The sequence below is a fragment of the Leptospirillum ferrooxidans C2-3 genome, assembly GCF_000284315.1.
GTDB classification, from domain to species: Bacteria; Nitrospirota; Leptospirillia; order Leptospirillales; family Leptospirillaceae; genus Leptospirillum; species Leptospirillum ferrooxidans.
In genome coordinates this window covers 2455796-2472174 of record NC_017094.1, presented here as the reverse complement: position 1 = coordinate 2472174, position 16379 = coordinate 2455796, and the positions used below count along the sequence as shown (strand labels likewise).

Below are 16379 nucleotides of genomic sequence, written 5' to 3'. Positions count from 1 at the left end.
TATCGCTCGGGCGGAGGATTGAATGCCAAGAATCATGGCGGTTGCAAATCAGAAGGGTGGAGTCGGGAAGACGACTACAACGATCAATCTTGCAGCGTCCCTGGCTGTTGAAGAAAAAAAAGTTCTGATCATTGATCTGGACCCTCAAGGAAACACGACAAGTGGTTTGGGTATCTCCCTTTCTCCTTCGGCACCGTCATCCTATCAGTTTATTGCCGGAACCCGATCGATGGGTGAGTGCATGCTGGAAACAAGTCTGAAGTACTTATCGCTGTTGCCGGGAACGATGCAGATGGCAGGATTTGAAGCTGAAGGGGCCAAAATGTCAAATCCACATCTGACACTTCGGAAAAAAATGGCAGAGTGTTCCCTTTCGGATTATGATTTTATTTTTCTGGATTGCCCTCCATCTCTTGGCTATATCACGATTAATGCCCTGGTCGCGGCCGATTCTGTTTTAATACCTGTTCAATGTGAGTTTTTTGCTTTGGAAGGATTGTCCCATCTTTTGAAAACGCTTGAACGGGTCAGGAAGTCATGGAATCCCTCCCTTGAAATCGAGGGAATACTCCCAACAATGTTTGACAAGAGAAACAGACTCTCGAATCAGGTATTGGATGAGTTGAAAAATCATTTTCCCGAGATGGTTTTTAAAAGCATCATCCCCAGAAATGTGACTCTTGGTGAGGCACCAAGCCACGGTAAGCCAGTTCTTCTCTATGACGCGATGAGCCGCGGGGCCCAATCGTATCTGCATTTGGCACGGGAGATCCTTGCATATGGCTAAAAACAGTTTGGGACGAGGGCTTGATTCTCTTTTTGAACCAGAAGGACCGAGCCATGAGGGGGATATCCTCATGATTCCGGTAACGGATATTCAGGGAAATCCCTATCAGCCGAGGAAGACCTTCAGGGAAGAAGAGCTCCTTGAGATGATGGACTCTCTGGCCAATCATGGAATTCTCCAGCCGATTATTTTGACCAAAATTCCCAGTCGGGGAGAGGGATACTTCCTGGTGGCCGGAGAAAGACGGTACCGGGCAGCGTGCCGTTTGGGCTGGGAAACGATTCCGGGAATCGTCAAGGATATTCCGGAGACCAGTTTGCTCGAGATCGCTCTGGTCGAAAATCTGCAGCGTTCGGATCTGAACCCTGTTGAAATCGCCGTGGGACTGAACCAGTTGATTGAAGAATGTACCTGGACACAGGAACAATTGGCCAAACATTTGGGCATGAAACGCTCTACCATTGCAAACTATCTCCGCATTCTTGCATTGCCTATTGAAACGCTGGGCCTTCTGGAAACCGGAGAGTTGAATATGGGCCATGCAAAAATCCTGCTTGGCATCAAAGACCCCCAGATGCAGAAGAAGTGGGAAAACAGCATTATAGAAGAGGGTCTCTCTGTCAGAAGTCTTGAAAAGAATATTGGGAAAAAAACGTTTCCCAAAAAAGCCGTTCCCGAATGGGCAGTGTCAAGTCAGGAAACCTTGACGTCAAGTTTTGGAAGGGCTGTCCGGATCAAACCAGTGAAAAAAGCGTTTCAGATTACGGTCGACATTCAGGATGAGAAGGATCTGAATGACTTTCTTGGGCGATTGGGTCTTACTCCCGATTATGAAAGCGAAAGGTCTGAATAATGTCATCTGAAAGCAATTCGTTCAAGAACCAGTCCGGTTTGTCCGGAAAAAACATAACGGCTTTCCTGGGGAAGGAAACCTACTTTAAAGGTGTGATCCAGTTTGAAGGGACCATGCGAATTGATGGAAAGGTCGATGGGGAGATTATCTCAAACCACACTCTGATCATTGGGGAAACGGCCGAAATCGATGGAGCTGTCCGGGTCAGGACTGTGGTTTGCGGTGGCCAGATCACCGGGGAAATCGAATCGGGGGATTCTCTCCATCTTGTCAAACCGTCAAAAGTCAGGGCAAAAATACAGACGAGATCATTGCTGGTTGAGGAAGGGGTGATCTTTAATGGTCAATGTGAAATGCCGGAAGCCGGGAGCGGAGAATCCGACAAGACAAGAAAATGAATAATAAAGTCCTGGTTGGAATGAGCGGAGGAGTGGATTCCGCTGTGGCCGCCCTGAAGATGCAACAGGCAGGATATGACGTTACCGGGGCTATCATCGAAATATGGGACCCACAAGATCAGTCTGAATGCGGGACATCTCCCGAAACCTCCCGTCCCTGGTCCGAACGGGGATGCTGTCATGTGCCCATGGTCAAATACCTCTGCGAAGAAATTCTTTCGATCCCATTTATCATGGTTGACCGGCGTGATGCGTTCCGGAAAAAGGTCATGGATCCCTTTCGTGAGGAGTATCTGAAGGCTCAAACCCCGAATCCCTGCGTGACATGCAATGCTCAGGTGAAGATCCATGAGTTGATGGCGCTTGCCGATTCCCTGAATATTCAGAAAGTCGCAACAGGTCATTATGCCAGAAAGACCCATTCCCCTCTTACGGGAGCTTTCCATGTTGCGAAAGGGAAAGATTCCAAAAAAGACCAGTCCTATTTTTTGGCAAAGCTTCAGTCGTCTGAAATTGAGCGACTTGAATGGCCCTTGGCAGAATTGACGAAGGAAGAAGTCCGGGAGATTGCCAGAAATTCCGGTTTTCCGGTTTCAGAGATGGTTGAAAACATGGAAGCTTGTTTTGTGTCGGATAAAAATCTGAAGTCTTACCTTGATCGCTGGATTCCCTTGGAAATGAAGGGACAATGGGAAGCCGTCGGGCAATCGGGGGAAAAGATCGGATCGATGGAAGGTGGTCTGGGACTTACGCGAGGTCAACGAAGAGGGATGGGAACAGGGTTTGGAGAACGAGTGTATGTCCTCGATATTATTCCCGAAAGGAAGCAAGTCGTTCTTGGTTCGAAAGAGAGCCTTTCTGTTGAGGAATGTATCCTTGAAGATTGGAGTGGTCCAGATCCCGATTCCATTAAAACCCCCTTGTCGGTCGTTTTCAGGTCCTCAATGAAACCGGTGGCTTGCCAGATATCCTGGTATTCTCCTGGCCAGAAAAAGGTTGGACTGACTCTTATGGAACCTTCTCCTTGGGTTTCTCCAGGACAGGTTGGTGCAATATTGTTTGATAGGGAGATCATTCTTGGAGCCGGAACGATCTCCTTATCCGGGAATGAAGAATCTTGAAGGGGGACCGGTTGAACATTGCGTATCTCGACGTGGAGACATCGGGTCTGTTACGGGACCCGGAGGCGAGAGTCGTGGAGTGGGGATTATCCGTCTGGCAGGGTGATGTCGAGGTGTTCCGGGGGGAAAGCATGGTCGGTGGTCAGGGGGCCATTCCGGAGGAAGTCAGCCGGATCAATGGGATTACAACAGAAATGACCATAGGCTATCCTCCCTTGAAAGCGTTATACGGGAAATGGAAGAATCATCTGATAAACGCGATCGTTGTGGCCCATAATCTGTCTTTTGATTTGGGAATGATCAACAGGGACCTGATCCGGCAAGGCGAAATCCCTTTAGGGAATCCTGGAATCGACTCTCTTGCTCTTTTCCGCAGGATGAAACCTGAGCTTTCGTCCTATAAGTTGACTGAACTTGTCCGGACTATGGGGGTGGTTCATGATAATCCCCACCGGGCTATGGGTGATGTGGACGCAATGAGGGGAATACTGACAAAATTATTTGAAAAATCCCTTTCTTCCCATGATGAAGGTGTTCTCAGAATGTGGTGCGGATGGGGAGGAACGAGCGCCCACCGATATCAGAAGGATCTTCTGTCGTGGGCCCAGCAACGGGATTTGCCTGTCTTGATAGAGAGAAGTTTTCCTGGAGGGTTCCTGTCCTGGGGCTCGATAGAAGGTAAAGTCATTTCTTTAAATGGTGAAAGCGTATGTATCGAACAGGGGGGTGAGGAATCAAGCCTGTCCATGCAGGACGTCATGGCTGTAAAATTGGTATCGATCTGAAAAATGGAAGAATCTGTTGGATTTGAAAGTCCTTTTTGTGGGAGAATGTCGTCCGTTATATTGTGTTCACAATTTGATTTCGGTAATTCGAAGAGGAGGCAGTATTGTTTGAATATCGGGGGAAGACCCTTCCCCGATCACCCGAATTACTCATTCGTATTCTGGGACTTCCTGTAAAGGAAAACCTTAGGATTGAAGAGGCGTTGACCCATCGGTCCGCATCTCACGAAAGAGGCAGAAAAAATCCTGTTCCAAACTATGAACGCCTGGAGTTTTTAGGAGACCGAGTCATTGGACTGATTGTGAGCGAGTATCTCTTGAACACTTGGCCCACCGCTAATGAAGGGGATATTGGCCAGATTTTCTCGAGCATCGTCAGTACACAGATTTTGGCTTCGATTGCAAGGCGAATGGATCTGGGTTCTTTCATGATTTTGGGGAAGGGAAGCCATTCATCGGGAGACCGGGATAATCCGTCAATTCTGGCTGATACCCTGGAATCCCTGACAGCATGTCTATATCTTGAGTATGGCCTTGAAACGGTTCGACAGATTCTGATCCCTTGGTTTGCCCAGCCTCTTCGGGAAATTGTCATTGGTCTTGAACAGGCCAATGTGATCAAGGAAGCGAAAGACGGTAAGGAAAGAAAAGAGCCCGAAGCGAGCATTGCCTCTGTCCTGGTGCCTCGCCGGCCTCCCTCCTTGAACTACAAGATGCTTGTGCAGAAATGGTGTCAAAGGAGCCATGGAGTTCAACCGGAATATCGTGTTATCGAAGAATTTGGTCCTCCCCACCAGAGACGCTTCAGGGTTGGAGCTTTTGTGAAGGAGGAGCTTTTGGCCTCCGGGGAGACAACGACCAAAAGGGGAGCTTCCATCCTTGCGGCCAAGAATGCCTGGGAAGTGGTCAGTGGCCGGGATGGTGAAACAAAAAAGACAGATGAACCATTGCAGGAAGAACCAGGAATTCATAAAAGTCATATGGCTGAAGAAGTCATCCATGAGCCGGGCGAGAGAACCGGGGAAATGACGGAAACAGCTCCTGAAAATCTGGATCACGAAGCCCCTACCAAGATGACTGAGACTTTACAGGCTCGTGAGGCATTTCCTTCTGACCAGGAAGAACCATTGATTGAGGACTCGGGTTTGATGATGAGTAAAGAGGTTGTTGCGCCTGGGGAAAAGAGTTCGGCTGGCGAACAAAGTGAGTCTTTCCAAGGATTTTAGGGAATAATCTATGATGGTAAATGGTTTTCCAAAAAAAGGGCAACCCGGAATGGGTCGCCCTTTTTTTAGAGAGATTCTCGTAGGGATGGATTTGAGGAGGAGGTCGTTTTACAATCCACCGATGGGTGTGTGGTTGGCAACTGCATAAAAATGTCCAAAAACGATCACCAGTGCTACCAGTGTGCCGATTACAGAAACATAAGTGAAGGCTACACCGCCGGAATCAGAAATTCTTTTCATGATGAGCTCCTTCTGAATGAACATGCTCCATGCTCTCTTGGGAACCGGATCATATCCCCTAGTGGTTCATTGGGTTTGAATGTTAGAAAAGCCATGAAACATGATTTCAAAAGTGATCAGTCATGTTTCATAAATGAAACGTAACATGAACAATGGGGATTGTCAACGCATTTATTTGTTATTTTTTGTAATAAGTTAAGAGAATTATTGGATAGCGTGAAGGAGAATTGAGTGGATTATATCGAGTCGGTAAAACTGGACTGTTCCGGAATGATGTGTCCCATGCCGGTACTAAAAACCAGGAAACAAATCAACGAAATGAATGTGGGTGAAATTGTTCTGATGATTTCAACGGACCCAGGCAGTCGTCCGGATATGGAGGCATGGACCAAAAAAACAGGACACACTCTGCTGAAAAGTGAAGAAAAGGACAAGTCTTTTTTGTTTTGGATCAGGAAAGAGAAAGAAGGGATCTGACCGATACACTAGACCCGGTTTGGGGAATAGGGAAAAGCCCTGGAGAGGTATTTAAGGGCTCCAGGGCTTTTATTTATTTGGGAAATGGCATTGAAAAGGGGGTCTGAGGGCGACCAAGTGCCGGTACGGAGACTGTCAGGTCTCCAGAGCCCATTTCTGTCTGGCAAGCGAGCCTGTTGTCATCGGCCAGCATCATGGCTTTTGCGAGGAAACCTTCTTTGGCATTTCTGGGCTTGAGGGTCTCTGCCCCTTCCTTGATGATGAGGTTACAGGTACCGCATGCGGCATTTCCGCCGCAAACAAATCCAAATGAAATTCCCTGAACCATCAGGGAGATCAAAATGGGAACGCCAGTTTCGATCTCTACCGATTTGTTCAGTTCTGTAATTGTAAGTTTGGGCATGAAAGAATTCTCCAGAATAGCTCATTGTTGACAGGAATATCTTCTCAAAAATTCAGATGCTCAATTCAAGGAAAGACCTTTTCGGGAACGATAGTCGGTTCCAACCGGTGTAATCAGAAAAACACCTGTTATTCTATTTGTTAAGGAACCGTGTGGTCAACTGAAAGATTTAAGAGAGCCATTTTGAGCAGGATCAAAAAGTTGAAGTTCCTCTCCGCGGGAGATACCATTGGTTAACTGGAAAGGAGATCCACCATGCTGGAATTCGAGGTAAGAGAGATTATATTTGACGGGATGACAAAGTCTTACATCCTGATTTTGCAGGACTTGGAGAAAGAACATACTTTACCAATATGGATTGGTCCGTTTGAAGCCCAGTCCATATCAATGGGGAGAGCGAATCAACCCCCGGAGCGGCCGCAGACACATGATCTGTTCAATGCCCTTCTGGAACATTTGGATGTGAAAGTGTTGTCCGTCGTGATCTCCCGGGTGGAAGAAGGGACTTTTTATGCCGCCCTTCACCTGTTATCGAAAGATTCGGAATTTTCCATCGATGCCCGTCCTAGTGACGCGATTGCCGTTGCGCTAAGGGCCAAAGCGCCTATTTTTGTAAAGGAGGAAGTTCTTGATCAAATGCCGGATGCCCCGGATTTTCGCCAGCTTCTTGACCATCCGGAAGAATCGGACAGCCCGGAAAGCTAACAATCCAAACACATTTTTCCCGTTGTTCTTGATTTTGATCAGTTTATCGTCTTGCCATAAAACGATCAACAATCTCTCAGTGATCGAGTGGAAAACAGAAAAATTTACTCCGTCCCTGATTACGAATGGCCGATTGGCTGTTCTTCCTGTTGGTCAGTCAGAAGGGATTTCATCCGAAACGAAGTGGTTGGGGACGGAACTTGCAAAAGATCTTGCTTCAGACTTCGGAAAGTCGCAAATCGTTGGTCCGGATGTTGTCAGCGGGTATTTGAAAGATCCATCCGTTGCGGAGATTTTAAAAAATCTCAAGAAAAAATCCGCTCCCGATACTGTAAGGGGGATTGTGGGTCTATCTCCGCTTGGACAGAAGCTGCATGTCCGGTATCTTTTGCAAACAGATCTCAGATTGTCGGAAGTTTCTGGGGGAGCGGAACATGTGAGGTTATTCGGACGAATCTGGGATACGGAGGATGATGAGATCATCTGGACAGGCTATGGTGAAGCAAGGGGTTATGTCTATATGTTCTTTCCTGCAGTACCGGCTTCCTTTGAAAAAGATGCGGCGGTAGCGGTAAAGGGGCTGGTAAAGGAGATCGAAAGAAGGTAGGTCCCATCGGGATGAAAGTAAAAAAGGGTACCAGGAAAACCTGGTACCCTTTTTTTATGTCTTTATTATGTCGTAATCAGGCCCAATGGAGCGCAAGTTCCATGGAAGAATCTTGATAGACCGGTACGTGATCAATCTCTTCCAGAAGATTTTCCGAAAGGAGATGAGAGAGAAACTTGGTGTGGAAAGCATGTCCGCCGCGTTTGACAGTGAATTTGCCGATGATGGGCGCTCCGGCGAGTCTCATGTCTCCGAGAAAATCCAGGATTTTATGGCGTACGAACTCGTTTTCAAAAGTTTGTGCTTCCGGATTCAAGAGTCCCTGATCCCCATAGACAAGTGCGTTTTGAAAGGAACCGCCCTTGGCCATTCCCGCAGCCTGCATTTTCTCGACATCGGAGGCGAAACAGAAGGTTTTTGATGGAGCGATTTCCTGCTGGAAGCGATGTTTTGTCAGTCGGAAAGAAAAATCCTGAACAAGCTTTCCAAAAAAATCAATTTCATAATGGACTTCGAATTGGGAAGATGGCTCTGCATGAATTTCCTTGTTTCCGTGGACAAAAGAGACAGGTCTTGTGATTGCGAGAAGTCTTGCCGGGGAGGTTTGCTCCACAATTCCTGCCTTGCGAAAAGCCTGGATAAAGTTGAGAGCGCTTCCGTCGAGGATAGGCATCTCCGGACCGGAGAGGGAGACAATCATATTGTCTAGGTAAAGGCCGGTTGCCGCGGACAGAAGGTGTTCCACTGTCTGAATTTCAGCATTGTTCTCGGCAAGGACGGTTGAAAGGACAGATTTGCTTGAAGAAACATTTTCCACATGAGCGCGAACGGTCTTGCCACCAAGATCCTCACGTACAAAAACAATTCCTGTATTGACCGGGGCGGGGTGGATTGTGGCTTTGGCGGGGAGCCCCTGATGTAAGCCTATCCCTTCGAGAACAACTGTTTGTTTTAATGTTCTTTGATTCCGGACTGTTCCGCTCATGAGTCACTCCTTCCATAGGTTTTCTGGCCTTATCAGAAGCACTTTTTATGCCAGAATGAAACGGGAGGGGAGGGATGGTCCTTGGATTCAGCATCCACGGGACTTGTCCGTTCCCCTTATGGGTCTTATCGGACAGGATTGTTAGAGGAATAGAGTGACGGAGTTGTCACTAATGTGGTAACTCCGCCACAGTGACTTTAAGGGATATCGGCCGGTGGATGGGTAAACATGGTGATGATGGGAATCGCTCCGACAAAAGAAAAGAAAGAAATGAAGATGAAAATCAGTGTGATGAAGAGCCAGGTGGGAATCTTGAAGTCCTGCCTGTTTTGGTACTGCTTTCTGAGGACAAAAATAAAAAAGGTGAGAAAGAAAAGAAGGGCGACAGAAGCGGCCCCTTTCATGAGTGGATCCTTGACTGTGTAAAGGATCCACGAGATCAGGACAGTGATGAGTGTTGGGATCACCACACGGAGAAAAAGTCGATTCTCGAGAGGTTTCATGCTATCTCCGGATTAGCCAAGCGATTTTCTGAGAATGGCCGCATCTTGCAGGTACGGGGTGATGTTCTTGTTTTCCTGCAAGAGAAAGTAAATGCTCGAAACAATGTTGCGATGGAGATAATGTTCAATCGTCACCGGTCCCAGCTCTATCTTGAAGAATGACTCCGCTATGGAAATGTCCTGGGCAATCATTTCCCATGCCGTGTTTTCGGAAGACAGGAATCTGAGATTTTCCCTGTTCAGATAAAAACCTGCCTGACGCACATCTTCCTTGAGGGAGCGACAGAATGTGGCGAGGGATTCTTCAAGCCCTTCGGACAAGGCCTGCTGGATTCCCCTGCCGAGAGAAATGAGTTCCGGAGGGATCCCCAGGGAGTAGAGCGATGCCGTAAATCCGATGGCTCGGGGGAGACGTTTTTGTCCAATTCCCCTGGAATACCCGAACAGGCCGATATGCAGGCGTCGTTCCCTTCTGGAAGGGATATGTTCCGATACGAGGTTGATGGTATCGGCGATTTCTTCCACCGTTTTCTGATAGATCTCGGAAAAGATCGTCGCGAGTCGTTCCCCCTCCCGGATTTCCTTTTCGGAATAGGAAAGAGGAGTTGTGAAAGGAAGGGTCCTGTTCAGAAGGTGTACTGCCTCCCGAACCTTTTCGAGGGGATAGTCGTAGCGGAAGGCCGACTGGAGTGTGACTGTCCGGACGCCGGCATATTCCTCCGCAAATTGGGGGACGGTATTGGGCGAAAGGCCTCCGCGAAATGGGAGTGAACCGACACCCATGATGGGATAAATGCCGATGCCGGATTCTTTTCCGAATTTATAGTACTCGGAGAGGGCGACCTTGGCGGCGATCGTGGCAGGAATGAATCCGGAGTTCAGTGCTGGATCGGATCGGGCGATAAACGGCCGAATGTAGGGAGGCTTTTCCCCATAGGCCTGTTCATGGATCTGGGCATACTCGTTCAGTATGTTGTGGGATGCCGTCAGCTGTGGTACGCCTTCTATGAGGGGGATCACCTGGAGATAGGAAGAATCCGTCTCCTGTTCAAGCGGAACCTCGTCAAAGACCTGGCTTTTGAGTCGGGCGATCTTCTGGAACGTGGTCTTGAGGTGAAGCATTTTCTGGGCTTCGTCCGTCATTGGCAAAATCACTTCAAAAACAGGAGGAGAGTTCAGTCCGAGATCGCGAGCCAGATCCGCGAAGGTCAGAATGCCAATGTAAGCCCTGGCGATCCGGTATCCTTTTTCATACCAGATGTTGGGAAGCCTGAAGGTGAGAAAGACATCCTTTCCCAGCTGATATTTTTGAAAATACTCGTGATATGAGGAAAAGAGTTTGTCTACCACCCCTTCGTCAACATACTTTCCTTCCCAGTCCCACATATATTCCTGGCAGCCGATATCGGTATAACTGCGAAAGCACTCCTCAAGCTCGTCGAGTGTGCTGATAAAGGCTTCTCCGTTGGATTTCCAGTATGGAGCGCTTGCATTGTCCGGGTGCTGCGTCGCCATGGTTGTGGGGATCTTTCGATCCAGAAAGGACTGGTGATAGACCGGACGAAGAAAGTTTTCGGGCAAAAGGATTCTCCTTATAGGAAAAGGTTGGTCAGCGAAGGATGAGAAGACCAAAAATATTTTGGAGGACTGCAGCCCAGAGAAGGACAAAAATGCCCAGCATGACATTGATATTTCTTAAAAGGCTCACCCGTCGTCTGAGAGCCGATTTCTGGACTTCGAGCTCATCAATCATCCGTGAGTCGGCGGTTGTCTCGAGCTGTTTCAGCGAAAGTCCTCGAATTTCTCCGGACATTTTGGCGGTCAGGATGCCCAGGATGCCGATGGCGCCGACAAAACTCAGTTTCAGAAGCCAGAATGTCTCATAGGAATTCTTGTAGGGGAACACCATGTTCTCCAGTGAGACAAGGCGATCAAAAATGACAAAGGCCCCTGTGATGATCAAAAGAGCCATGCTGACCCAAAAGACGGGAAGATAGAACTCTGAAGCTTTTTTGGCCAGCTTCCCTCTGACAGAAGGGTCAATTCCCGAAAGCAGGGGTGACAGGACGAAGAGCTGGAGGACCATTCCGCCGACAAGAGCCGCGGCCCCCACGAGATGCAACCACCGTATGAATGTGATCGTTACGAACATCGTTGGCTCCCAGGTAGGTATTTTAAGCTGGATCCGGGTGGCTGAATCCAGACGGTCATAGGTGAAGCCAGTTGCTCCCATTTTAAGTTCCTAACGAGCGAGTCTATCATAAGATGGTGTCTGTAGGATATCCTTGATCGTGTTTCTAATGGGATCGCTTGGCCTTTTTGGGAAACGGTGAACGCATGTGCCGGAAAGGAAGTCAATGAGGGATTTGGCAAAGGTCCGGTCAGTGGGCAGGGCTGCCATTGAGCAGGTTCGTCCACTGATCATGGCCGGTTTTGATCGTCGTCTGACGATCTCTTATAAAAATGAAATGGATCTTGTAACGGAAATCGATCTGGCTTCGGAAAAAGGGATTGTTGCCATTATCGAGGAAAGTTTTCCCGGGGACGGAATTCTGGGGGAGGAAGGAGGGGAGGTCCGATCAGAAGCCGAGTACCGGTGGGTGATTGATCCTCTCGACGGAACGACCAATTTCGCCCATCACTTTCCCTTTTTTTGCATTTCCATTGGCTTTGAGCAAAAGGGTGTCCTCCAGTACGGAATCATTCACGATCCGATCCGTCGCCAGACATTTGAGGCGGAAAAAGGAAAAGGTGCAACCCTGAATGGTGAGCCGCTCCAGGTTTCCAAGACGCCGAAGCTGTCGGCCGCTCTTTTGTGCACAGGATTTGCCGCTGCGAGAAGAGACGATCCTGAAAGGAACAACATGCCATTTTTTGACCGCTTCTGGAAAAAATGTCATGGAATCCGGAGAACAGGGTCGGCGGCTCTCGATCTATGCTATGTCGCCACAGGGGCGCTCGACGGATTTTGGGAATTGGGGCTTTCACCATGGGATACCGCAGCGGGAAGCCTGATTGTACGGGAGGCCGGAGGGACCGTTACCGATCGGGACGGATCCCCTCATACATTGAAGAGTGGATGTATTGTCGCCTCAAATGGCCTTATCCATCCAGAAATGATTTCGACTCTGGCAATCTGAAGGGGAGGCGCTAGCTTCCCTTCAGGGGAGAGGGAACGAAGATCAGGCATTCGACGATAAAAAGAAGAACTCCGAGAATTTTCCTGCGTTTTGAGAGTCCCATGTCATGAGCGATGCCGGGCGGATGTCCGGCTCCCATGACGAACAGAAGTACCGCCCATACGATCCATCCATGCCATGTTTCCCACCCGAGAATCAATAGAATGGACAAAATGACAGGTCTTGCTGCCCGGTGGAGCCGTTTTCCGAAAAACGCGTAAAAAACGTGACCTCCGTCGAGCTGACCTGCCGGAATGAGATTCAGGGACGTAATGAGAAGACCCATCCATCCGGCAAAAGCAATTGGAGACAGAAGAAGCTCTCCATGGATGTTTTGAGGTCCGAAAAGAGCTCCCACGGCTTTAAAAAGCAGGGATTCTCCCAGCTCGAGTTGACCACCTCCCGCTGGGGGAATGGTGCTGACAACGGTAGATGAATGGACTCCCGCGATGAGTGCAATGATCGCCGGAATGAGTCCGGCCACTGGGCCAGCAGCGGCGATGTCAAAAAGGACATTGGAGGACGTTGGTGCCGGGGGTGTCCGGATAATGGCTCCAAAGGTTCCGATCAGGGTGGGTGCGGGGATGAAGTAGGGCCAGCTTGTCGGCACATTGTACCAGCGGGCCACGAGGTAATGCCCCGCCTCATGGAGTGTCAGGATGGCCATGAGCGTGAAGGAAAAAGGCAACCCTTTTAAAAATCCCCCAGGAAAGTCCAGGGGATTCTGTCCGGAAAGCATCGCTCCTGCGCCGGTGGTGGTGATCCAGGTCAGGCCATACAAAACGGCCGGAAGCAAATTGCGACGGGGAGGCGGGGGGGAGAGAACGGTCTCCGGGAAAAGATCCTCTTCCAAGGAGCTCATTCCTCGGGAAACTGGCTATTGTGATTTTTTCTCTTCTTGGGACGGATCATCATCATGTAATAAATGACATAAAACCCAACACCAAGGTAGGCCGCTCCAGCAACTGTCCCGTAGTCGACCCAAGCTCTGGTATGGGTTTTGTTCAGGAAAGTTGGGGGTCTGTTGGTGGGCGTGTGGCGGTTTCCAAATAGGGGAAGGGACAGTATCAAAGCCACACTGTAGACAATAGCGGTCAGGACCATCATCCAGTAGGGAATGGGACCCTGGGATTTCTGAAGGTCTTTTCCGACCTGAGTCTGCTGAAATGTTCTTGGGTCCTCGCTCATGGGATACCTCCTCCTCCAATCATATCAGCAGCAGGGTGGTACGGAAAGCCTTCTTGGAAAGTCGAATGCCGATTGAGAATCGGGTCCAAGCGCCCTGATCCGTTTCCGGGGATGTTTTAAGATTCAGCTCCGCTATCGTTCGATCCAGCCATGGCTCATAATGCGTGTCGCCCTGAACCCGATCAAGAGGTTATAGATCAACTCCGTCCCGGAAGAACACAGCGTTGTCTGGATCGGATCCTGATTTGGCCACACATTCGCTCAACAGTGCTGTTTCTTCTCAACCATTGAATGAAATCCCGACCTGATAAAACTATGTATCGTTATTCTCTTTCAAAAATCGTTGTGAGTGAGAAAAGGGAGAACCGTATCAGTTTTGGTGGCGGTTCGAGGGCAAAAAAGAGTCAAAAAAACCATTAAAGACCACTTCTTGTTTTAGATTAAATCATTTTTGAATATGATAAGATAACAGAAGAACCTGAAGCATGAAAAACATCCGCTTCATTCTTCGAATCTGCAGCCCTGATTTTTTGATTGACAAGTTCTCTGGAAAAGCCTTAATTTATAACGCATGAATCCCCTTGCGATGGAAAGCCTGAGAAATGTTTGGACGGATTACGCCACGGACCTGAAGGCTGTAGAGAGCTCCCTTCACGGCCTGACGCTCGACGCCAATAGCACAATACGCGATGTGACGGCTCATCTGTTCGGAAGCGGTGGCAAGCGTCTGAGGCCGATGCTCCTGATTATATCCTCCAGACTGTCGGGTTATGACGGGTCAAATATGGTTCTCCTGTCCGCAGCTGTAGAGTTTATCCATACGGCAACGCTTCTCCACGATGATGTTGTGGACCATGCCGAGATTCGCCGCGGCAAACCGGCGGCCAATCAGGTTTGGGGCAATCAGGCGGCCATTCTGGTGGGGGACTATCTTTATGCGACAGCCCTGTACATCGCCACAGGCATCCATGACCATGAGATCAACGATATCCTGACCCTGGCGTGCCGGCAGATGTCAGAAGGAGAAATCCTGGAGTTGATGCTGGATAACAACCCCCAGGCAACGGAAGAAGAGTATCTGGAAGTTGTCGCGAGAAAGACCGCCGCCCTCACAGCCGGAACATGCCGGATGGGAGGCATTCTGGGCGGGCTTGATGCCGCAGGCCGAAAAGCTCTTGAGGATTATGGCTACTTTGCCGGAATGGCTTTTCAGGTTGCGGACGATGCGCTTGATTATATGGCCAAGGAGGAGAGGCTTGGGAAAACTCTTGGAAAAGATCTTTCCGAGGGAAAAATGACCCTGCCTCTGCTCCATTGCCTGTCTGCTGTCTCTCCTTCGGACCGGGAGAAGATCATTTCCTGCATGGGCAAGGGGGATCTTTCTCCGGGTGACCTGAAAATGGTCCTCTCGTTCATGAAAGAGACATCGTCGCTCGAATATGCCCTGTCGCGCGCGACAGGGTTCATGAATCAGGCCCGTGCTGCCCTGGACTACTTCCCCGACTCTTCTCATCGGCAAAATCTTCTGGCATTGTCTGATTTTATCATCGACCGGGATCTCTGAAGATCCGGGCCGTCCAATGATGTTTCACCCTGTATTCCACCCATCCATCTGAAAGGATTTTACCTTGGCAGAAGTGCAACCATTCAAAGGTCTTGTTTACCCGGATTCCCTCAAGGGAAAAATGGAATCATTAACCACCCCTCCCTACGACATTATCTCGAAGGAAGCCCAGGAGGAGTTTTACAAAAAAGATCCGAACAACGTCATTCGGCTCGAGCTCCCCAAAGGTTTTGAGGGAGAGGTCCCCGGAAAAAACCGCTATTCCCAGGCGGCTTCCGATCTGGCCCGGATGATCTCCGAGGGCGTTTTGGTCGAAGATTCCGTTCCTGCCTTCTACACCTATAAAATGAGCTATCGTTTCGGACCGGAAAACGAGCTTCGGACGGTAGAGGGATTTATCGGACGCGTCCGTCTTGAAGAGTGGGAAAAAAAGGTCGTTTATCCCCACGAAAGAACCCTTGCCGGCCCTAAAGAAGACCGTATGGCTCTTTTCCGTGCCACAAAAGCCTCTTTTAGCCAGATCTACTGTGTCTATTCAGATCCTTCGGCCAAAATCATGGGAAGTCTTTCTTCCGCGTCCGTCCCGAGGTTTCGTTGTGTCGATGGAGATGGAGTCATTCACGAGGTTGCGTCCGTCACAGATCCCAAAGTGGTTTCGGCTGTATCCGCATTCTTTCCATCGACTCCGCTTTTTATTGCCGACGGGCATCATCGGTATGAAACCTATCTCGCCTACAGGAACGAACGCAGGAAAGAAGATCCTAACGCCGGTCCGAACGCTCCATTTGAATTCGTGACAGTGTTTCTCGTTGCGATGGAAAACCCCGGGTTGACCGTTCTTCCGACACACCGGATGGTGCATAACGTGGGTGAAAACCCATGGGCTGCCCTGACTGGTTCCAAAAGCCCGCTCAAGACGGTGGCTACGTTTCCCGTTGGCCAGGAGACTGCCTTCCAGAAAGCCCTTCTCGAATCCCCTCCCGGAGAAATTCTCTTCGGTATGGTCGGGGGATCCCCTGTGGAATACCGGATTGTTTCGCTTCCCCGTGCCAAAGGGCCAGGGGTTCAGGCACTTGACAGCTATTGGCTCCAGGAAGGGGTGCTCGCCGAAGTCCTTTCCGTGACCCGAGAGCGTGTGGCGAAGGAAGATCTTCTTCGATACAGCAAATCCGCAGATGAAGTCATCAAGAAGATTCGTGCGGGTGAATATCCTGTGGCCTTTATCCTGAGACCGACCGGTGCCCGGGTGGTAGAGGATGTTTCTCTCCGGGGCGAGCTGATGCCGCAGAAGTCGACTTACTTTTATCCAAAACCGTTGACGGGTATGGTGATGAGGCTCTTGTAAAAAATTTGTCCCG

Annotated in this window: 20 protein-coding genes; 12 read left to right on the top strand and 8 right to left on the bottom strand. The window is 49.4% G+C overall.

Annotated elements, in window-relative coordinates; all coding sequences use genetic code 11:
- Positions 1-22 precede the first annotated feature (22 nt).
- The 6 genes from LFE_RS12275 to LFE_RS12250 all read left to right on the top strand — a co-directional run bounded on the left by LFE_RS12275 (position 23) and on the right by LFE_RS12250 (position 5170).
- Positions 23-787, top strand: coding sequence for a ParA family protein (locus LFE_RS12275; RefSeq protein WP_014450540.1), 765 nt, complete (start codon positions 23-25; stop codon positions 785-787).
- A complete protein-coding gene (locus LFE_RS12270; RefSeq protein ID WP_014450539.1) occupies positions 780-1640 on the top strand; it encodes a ParB/RepB/Spo0J family partition protein in 861 nt (286 codons plus the stop codon). The genes LFE_RS12275 and LFE_RS12270 overlap by 8 nt, the downstream gene beginning before the upstream one ends.
- Positions 1640-2038, top strand: a complete 399-nt coding sequence (locus LFE_RS12265) for a bactofilin family protein (RefSeq protein ID WP_014450538.1) — start codon at positions 1640-1642, stop codon at positions 2036-2038. The genes LFE_RS12270 and LFE_RS12265 overlap by 1 nt, the downstream gene beginning before the upstream one ends.
- Positions 2035-3159 carry a tRNA 2-thiouridine(34) synthase MnmA gene (gene mnmA / locus LFE_RS12260; protein ID WP_014450537.1) on the top strand — a complete coding sequence of 375 codons (1125 nt, stop codon included), beginning with the start codon at positions 2035-2037 and terminating at the stop codon, positions 3157-3159. Before LFE_RS12265 ends, mnmA begins: the two co-directional genes overlap by 4 nt.
- An 11-nt stretch (positions 3160-3170) precedes the next feature.
- The gene (locus tag LFE_RS12255; RefSeq protein WP_014450536.1) at positions 3171-3944 is read left to right on the top strand and encodes a 3'-5' exonuclease; all 774 of its coding nucleotides are present in this window, start codon (positions 3171-3173) and stop codon (positions 3942-3944) included.
- A gap of 104 nt (positions 3945-4048) precedes the next feature.
- Complete coding sequence (locus LFE_RS12250) at positions 4049-5170, top strand: ribonuclease III family protein (protein WP_014450535.1); 1122 nt, start codon at positions 4049-4051, stop codon at positions 5168-5170.
- A 108-nt stretch (positions 5171-5278) separates the two neighbouring features.
- Here LFE_RS12250 and LFE_RS14595 read toward each other — a convergent pair whose 3' ends face one another.
- Positions 5279-5410, bottom strand: a complete 132-nt coding sequence (locus tag LFE_RS14595; RefSeq protein WP_014450534.1) for a hypothetical protein — start codon at positions 5408-5410, stop codon at positions 5279-5281.
- Positions 5411-5641: 231 nt separating this feature from the next.
- On the opposite strand from LFE_RS14595, the gene LFE_RS12245 reads away from it, so the two are divergent.
- Entirely contained in the window at positions 5642-5887 is a 246-nt protein-coding gene (locus tag LFE_RS12245) for a sulfurtransferase TusA family protein (RefSeq protein ID WP_014450533.1), read from the top strand.
- Between the two features lie 73 nt (positions 5888-5960).
- Here LFE_RS12245 and LFE_RS12240 read toward each other — a convergent pair whose 3' ends face one another.
- Positions 5961-6290 carry a 2Fe-2S iron-sulfur cluster-binding protein gene (locus LFE_RS12240; RefSeq protein ID WP_014450532.1) on the bottom strand — a complete coding sequence of 110 codons (330 nt, stop codon included), beginning with the start codon at positions 6288-6290 and terminating at the stop codon, positions 5961-5963.
- Between the two features lie 255 nt (positions 6291-6545).
- Between LFE_RS12240 and LFE_RS12235 the strand changes: the two genes are divergently transcribed.
- Both LFE_RS12235 and LFE_RS12230 read left to right on the top strand, forming a co-directional pair.
- Entirely contained in the window at positions 6546-6995 is a 450-nt protein-coding gene (locus tag LFE_RS12235; RefSeq protein ID WP_014450531.1) for a bifunctional nuclease family protein, read from the top strand.
- A complete protein-coding gene (locus LFE_RS12230; protein ID WP_158310279.1) occupies positions 6919-7602 on the top strand; it encodes a hypothetical protein in 684 nt (227 codons plus the stop codon). The genes LFE_RS12235 and LFE_RS12230 overlap by 77 nt, the downstream gene beginning before the upstream one ends.
- A 76-nt stretch (positions 7603-7678) precedes the next feature.
- Here LFE_RS12230 and lpxC read toward each other — a convergent pair whose 3' ends face one another.
- The 4 genes from lpxC to LFE_RS12210 all read right to left on the bottom strand — a co-directional run bounded on the left by lpxC (position 7679) and on the right by LFE_RS12210 (position 11323).
- Complete coding sequence (gene lpxC, locus LFE_RS12225; RefSeq protein WP_014450529.1) at positions 7679-8587, bottom strand: UDP-3-O-acyl-N-acetylglucosamine deacetylase; 909 nt, start codon at positions 8585-8587, stop codon at positions 7679-7681.
- 197 nt (positions 8588-8784) lie between these two features.
- Entirely contained in the window at positions 8785-9090 is a 306-nt protein-coding gene (locus tag LFE_RS12220) for a hypothetical protein (RefSeq protein ID WP_014450528.1), read from the bottom strand.
- A gap of 12 nt (positions 9091-9102) precedes the next feature.
- Entirely contained in the window at positions 9103-10671 is a 1569-nt protein-coding gene (gene ppcA / locus LFE_RS12215) for a phosphoenolpyruvate carboxylase (RefSeq protein ID WP_014450527.1), read from the bottom strand.
- 28 nt (positions 10672-10699) lie between these two features.
- Positions 10700-11323, bottom strand: coding sequence for a hypothetical protein (locus LFE_RS12210; RefSeq protein WP_014450526.1), 624 nt, complete (start codon positions 11321-11323; stop codon positions 10700-10702).
- Positions 11324-11447: 124 nt separating this feature from the next.
- On the opposite strand from LFE_RS12210, the gene LFE_RS12205 reads away from it, so the two are divergent.
- Positions 11448-12230, top strand: a complete 783-nt coding sequence (locus tag LFE_RS12205; protein WP_014450525.1) for an inositol monophosphatase family protein — start codon at positions 11448-11450, stop codon at positions 12228-12230.
- A 10-nt stretch (positions 12231-12240) separates the two neighbouring features.
- Here the strand turns inward: LFE_RS12205 and LFE_RS12200 are convergent, their stop codons facing one another.
- Together LFE_RS12200 and LFE_RS12195 are read right to left on the bottom strand one after the other, a co-directional pair.
- Positions 12241-13122 carry a site-2 protease family protein gene (locus LFE_RS12200; protein ID WP_014450524.1) on the bottom strand — a complete coding sequence of 294 codons (882 nt, stop codon included), beginning with the start codon at positions 13120-13122 and terminating at the stop codon, positions 12241-12243.
- 5 nt (positions 13123-13127) lie between these two features.
- Complete coding sequence (locus tag LFE_RS12195) at positions 13128-13457, bottom strand: hypothetical protein (protein ID WP_014450523.1); 330 nt, start codon at positions 13455-13457, stop codon at positions 13128-13130.
- 586 nt (positions 13458-14043) lie between these two features.
- Between LFE_RS12195 and LFE_RS12190 the strand changes: the two genes are divergently transcribed.
- Positions 14044-15021, top strand: a complete 978-nt coding sequence (locus LFE_RS12190) for a polyprenyl synthetase family protein (RefSeq protein ID WP_232502530.1) — start codon at positions 14044-14046, stop codon at positions 15019-15021.
- A 73-nt stretch (positions 15022-15094) separates the two neighbouring features.
- The gene (locus LFE_RS12185) at positions 15095-16366 is read left to right on the top strand and encodes a DUF1015 domain-containing protein (protein ID WP_232502609.1); all 1272 of its coding nucleotides are present in this window, start codon (positions 15095-15097) and stop codon (positions 16364-16366) included.
- Positions 16367-16379 lie beyond the last annotated feature (13 nt).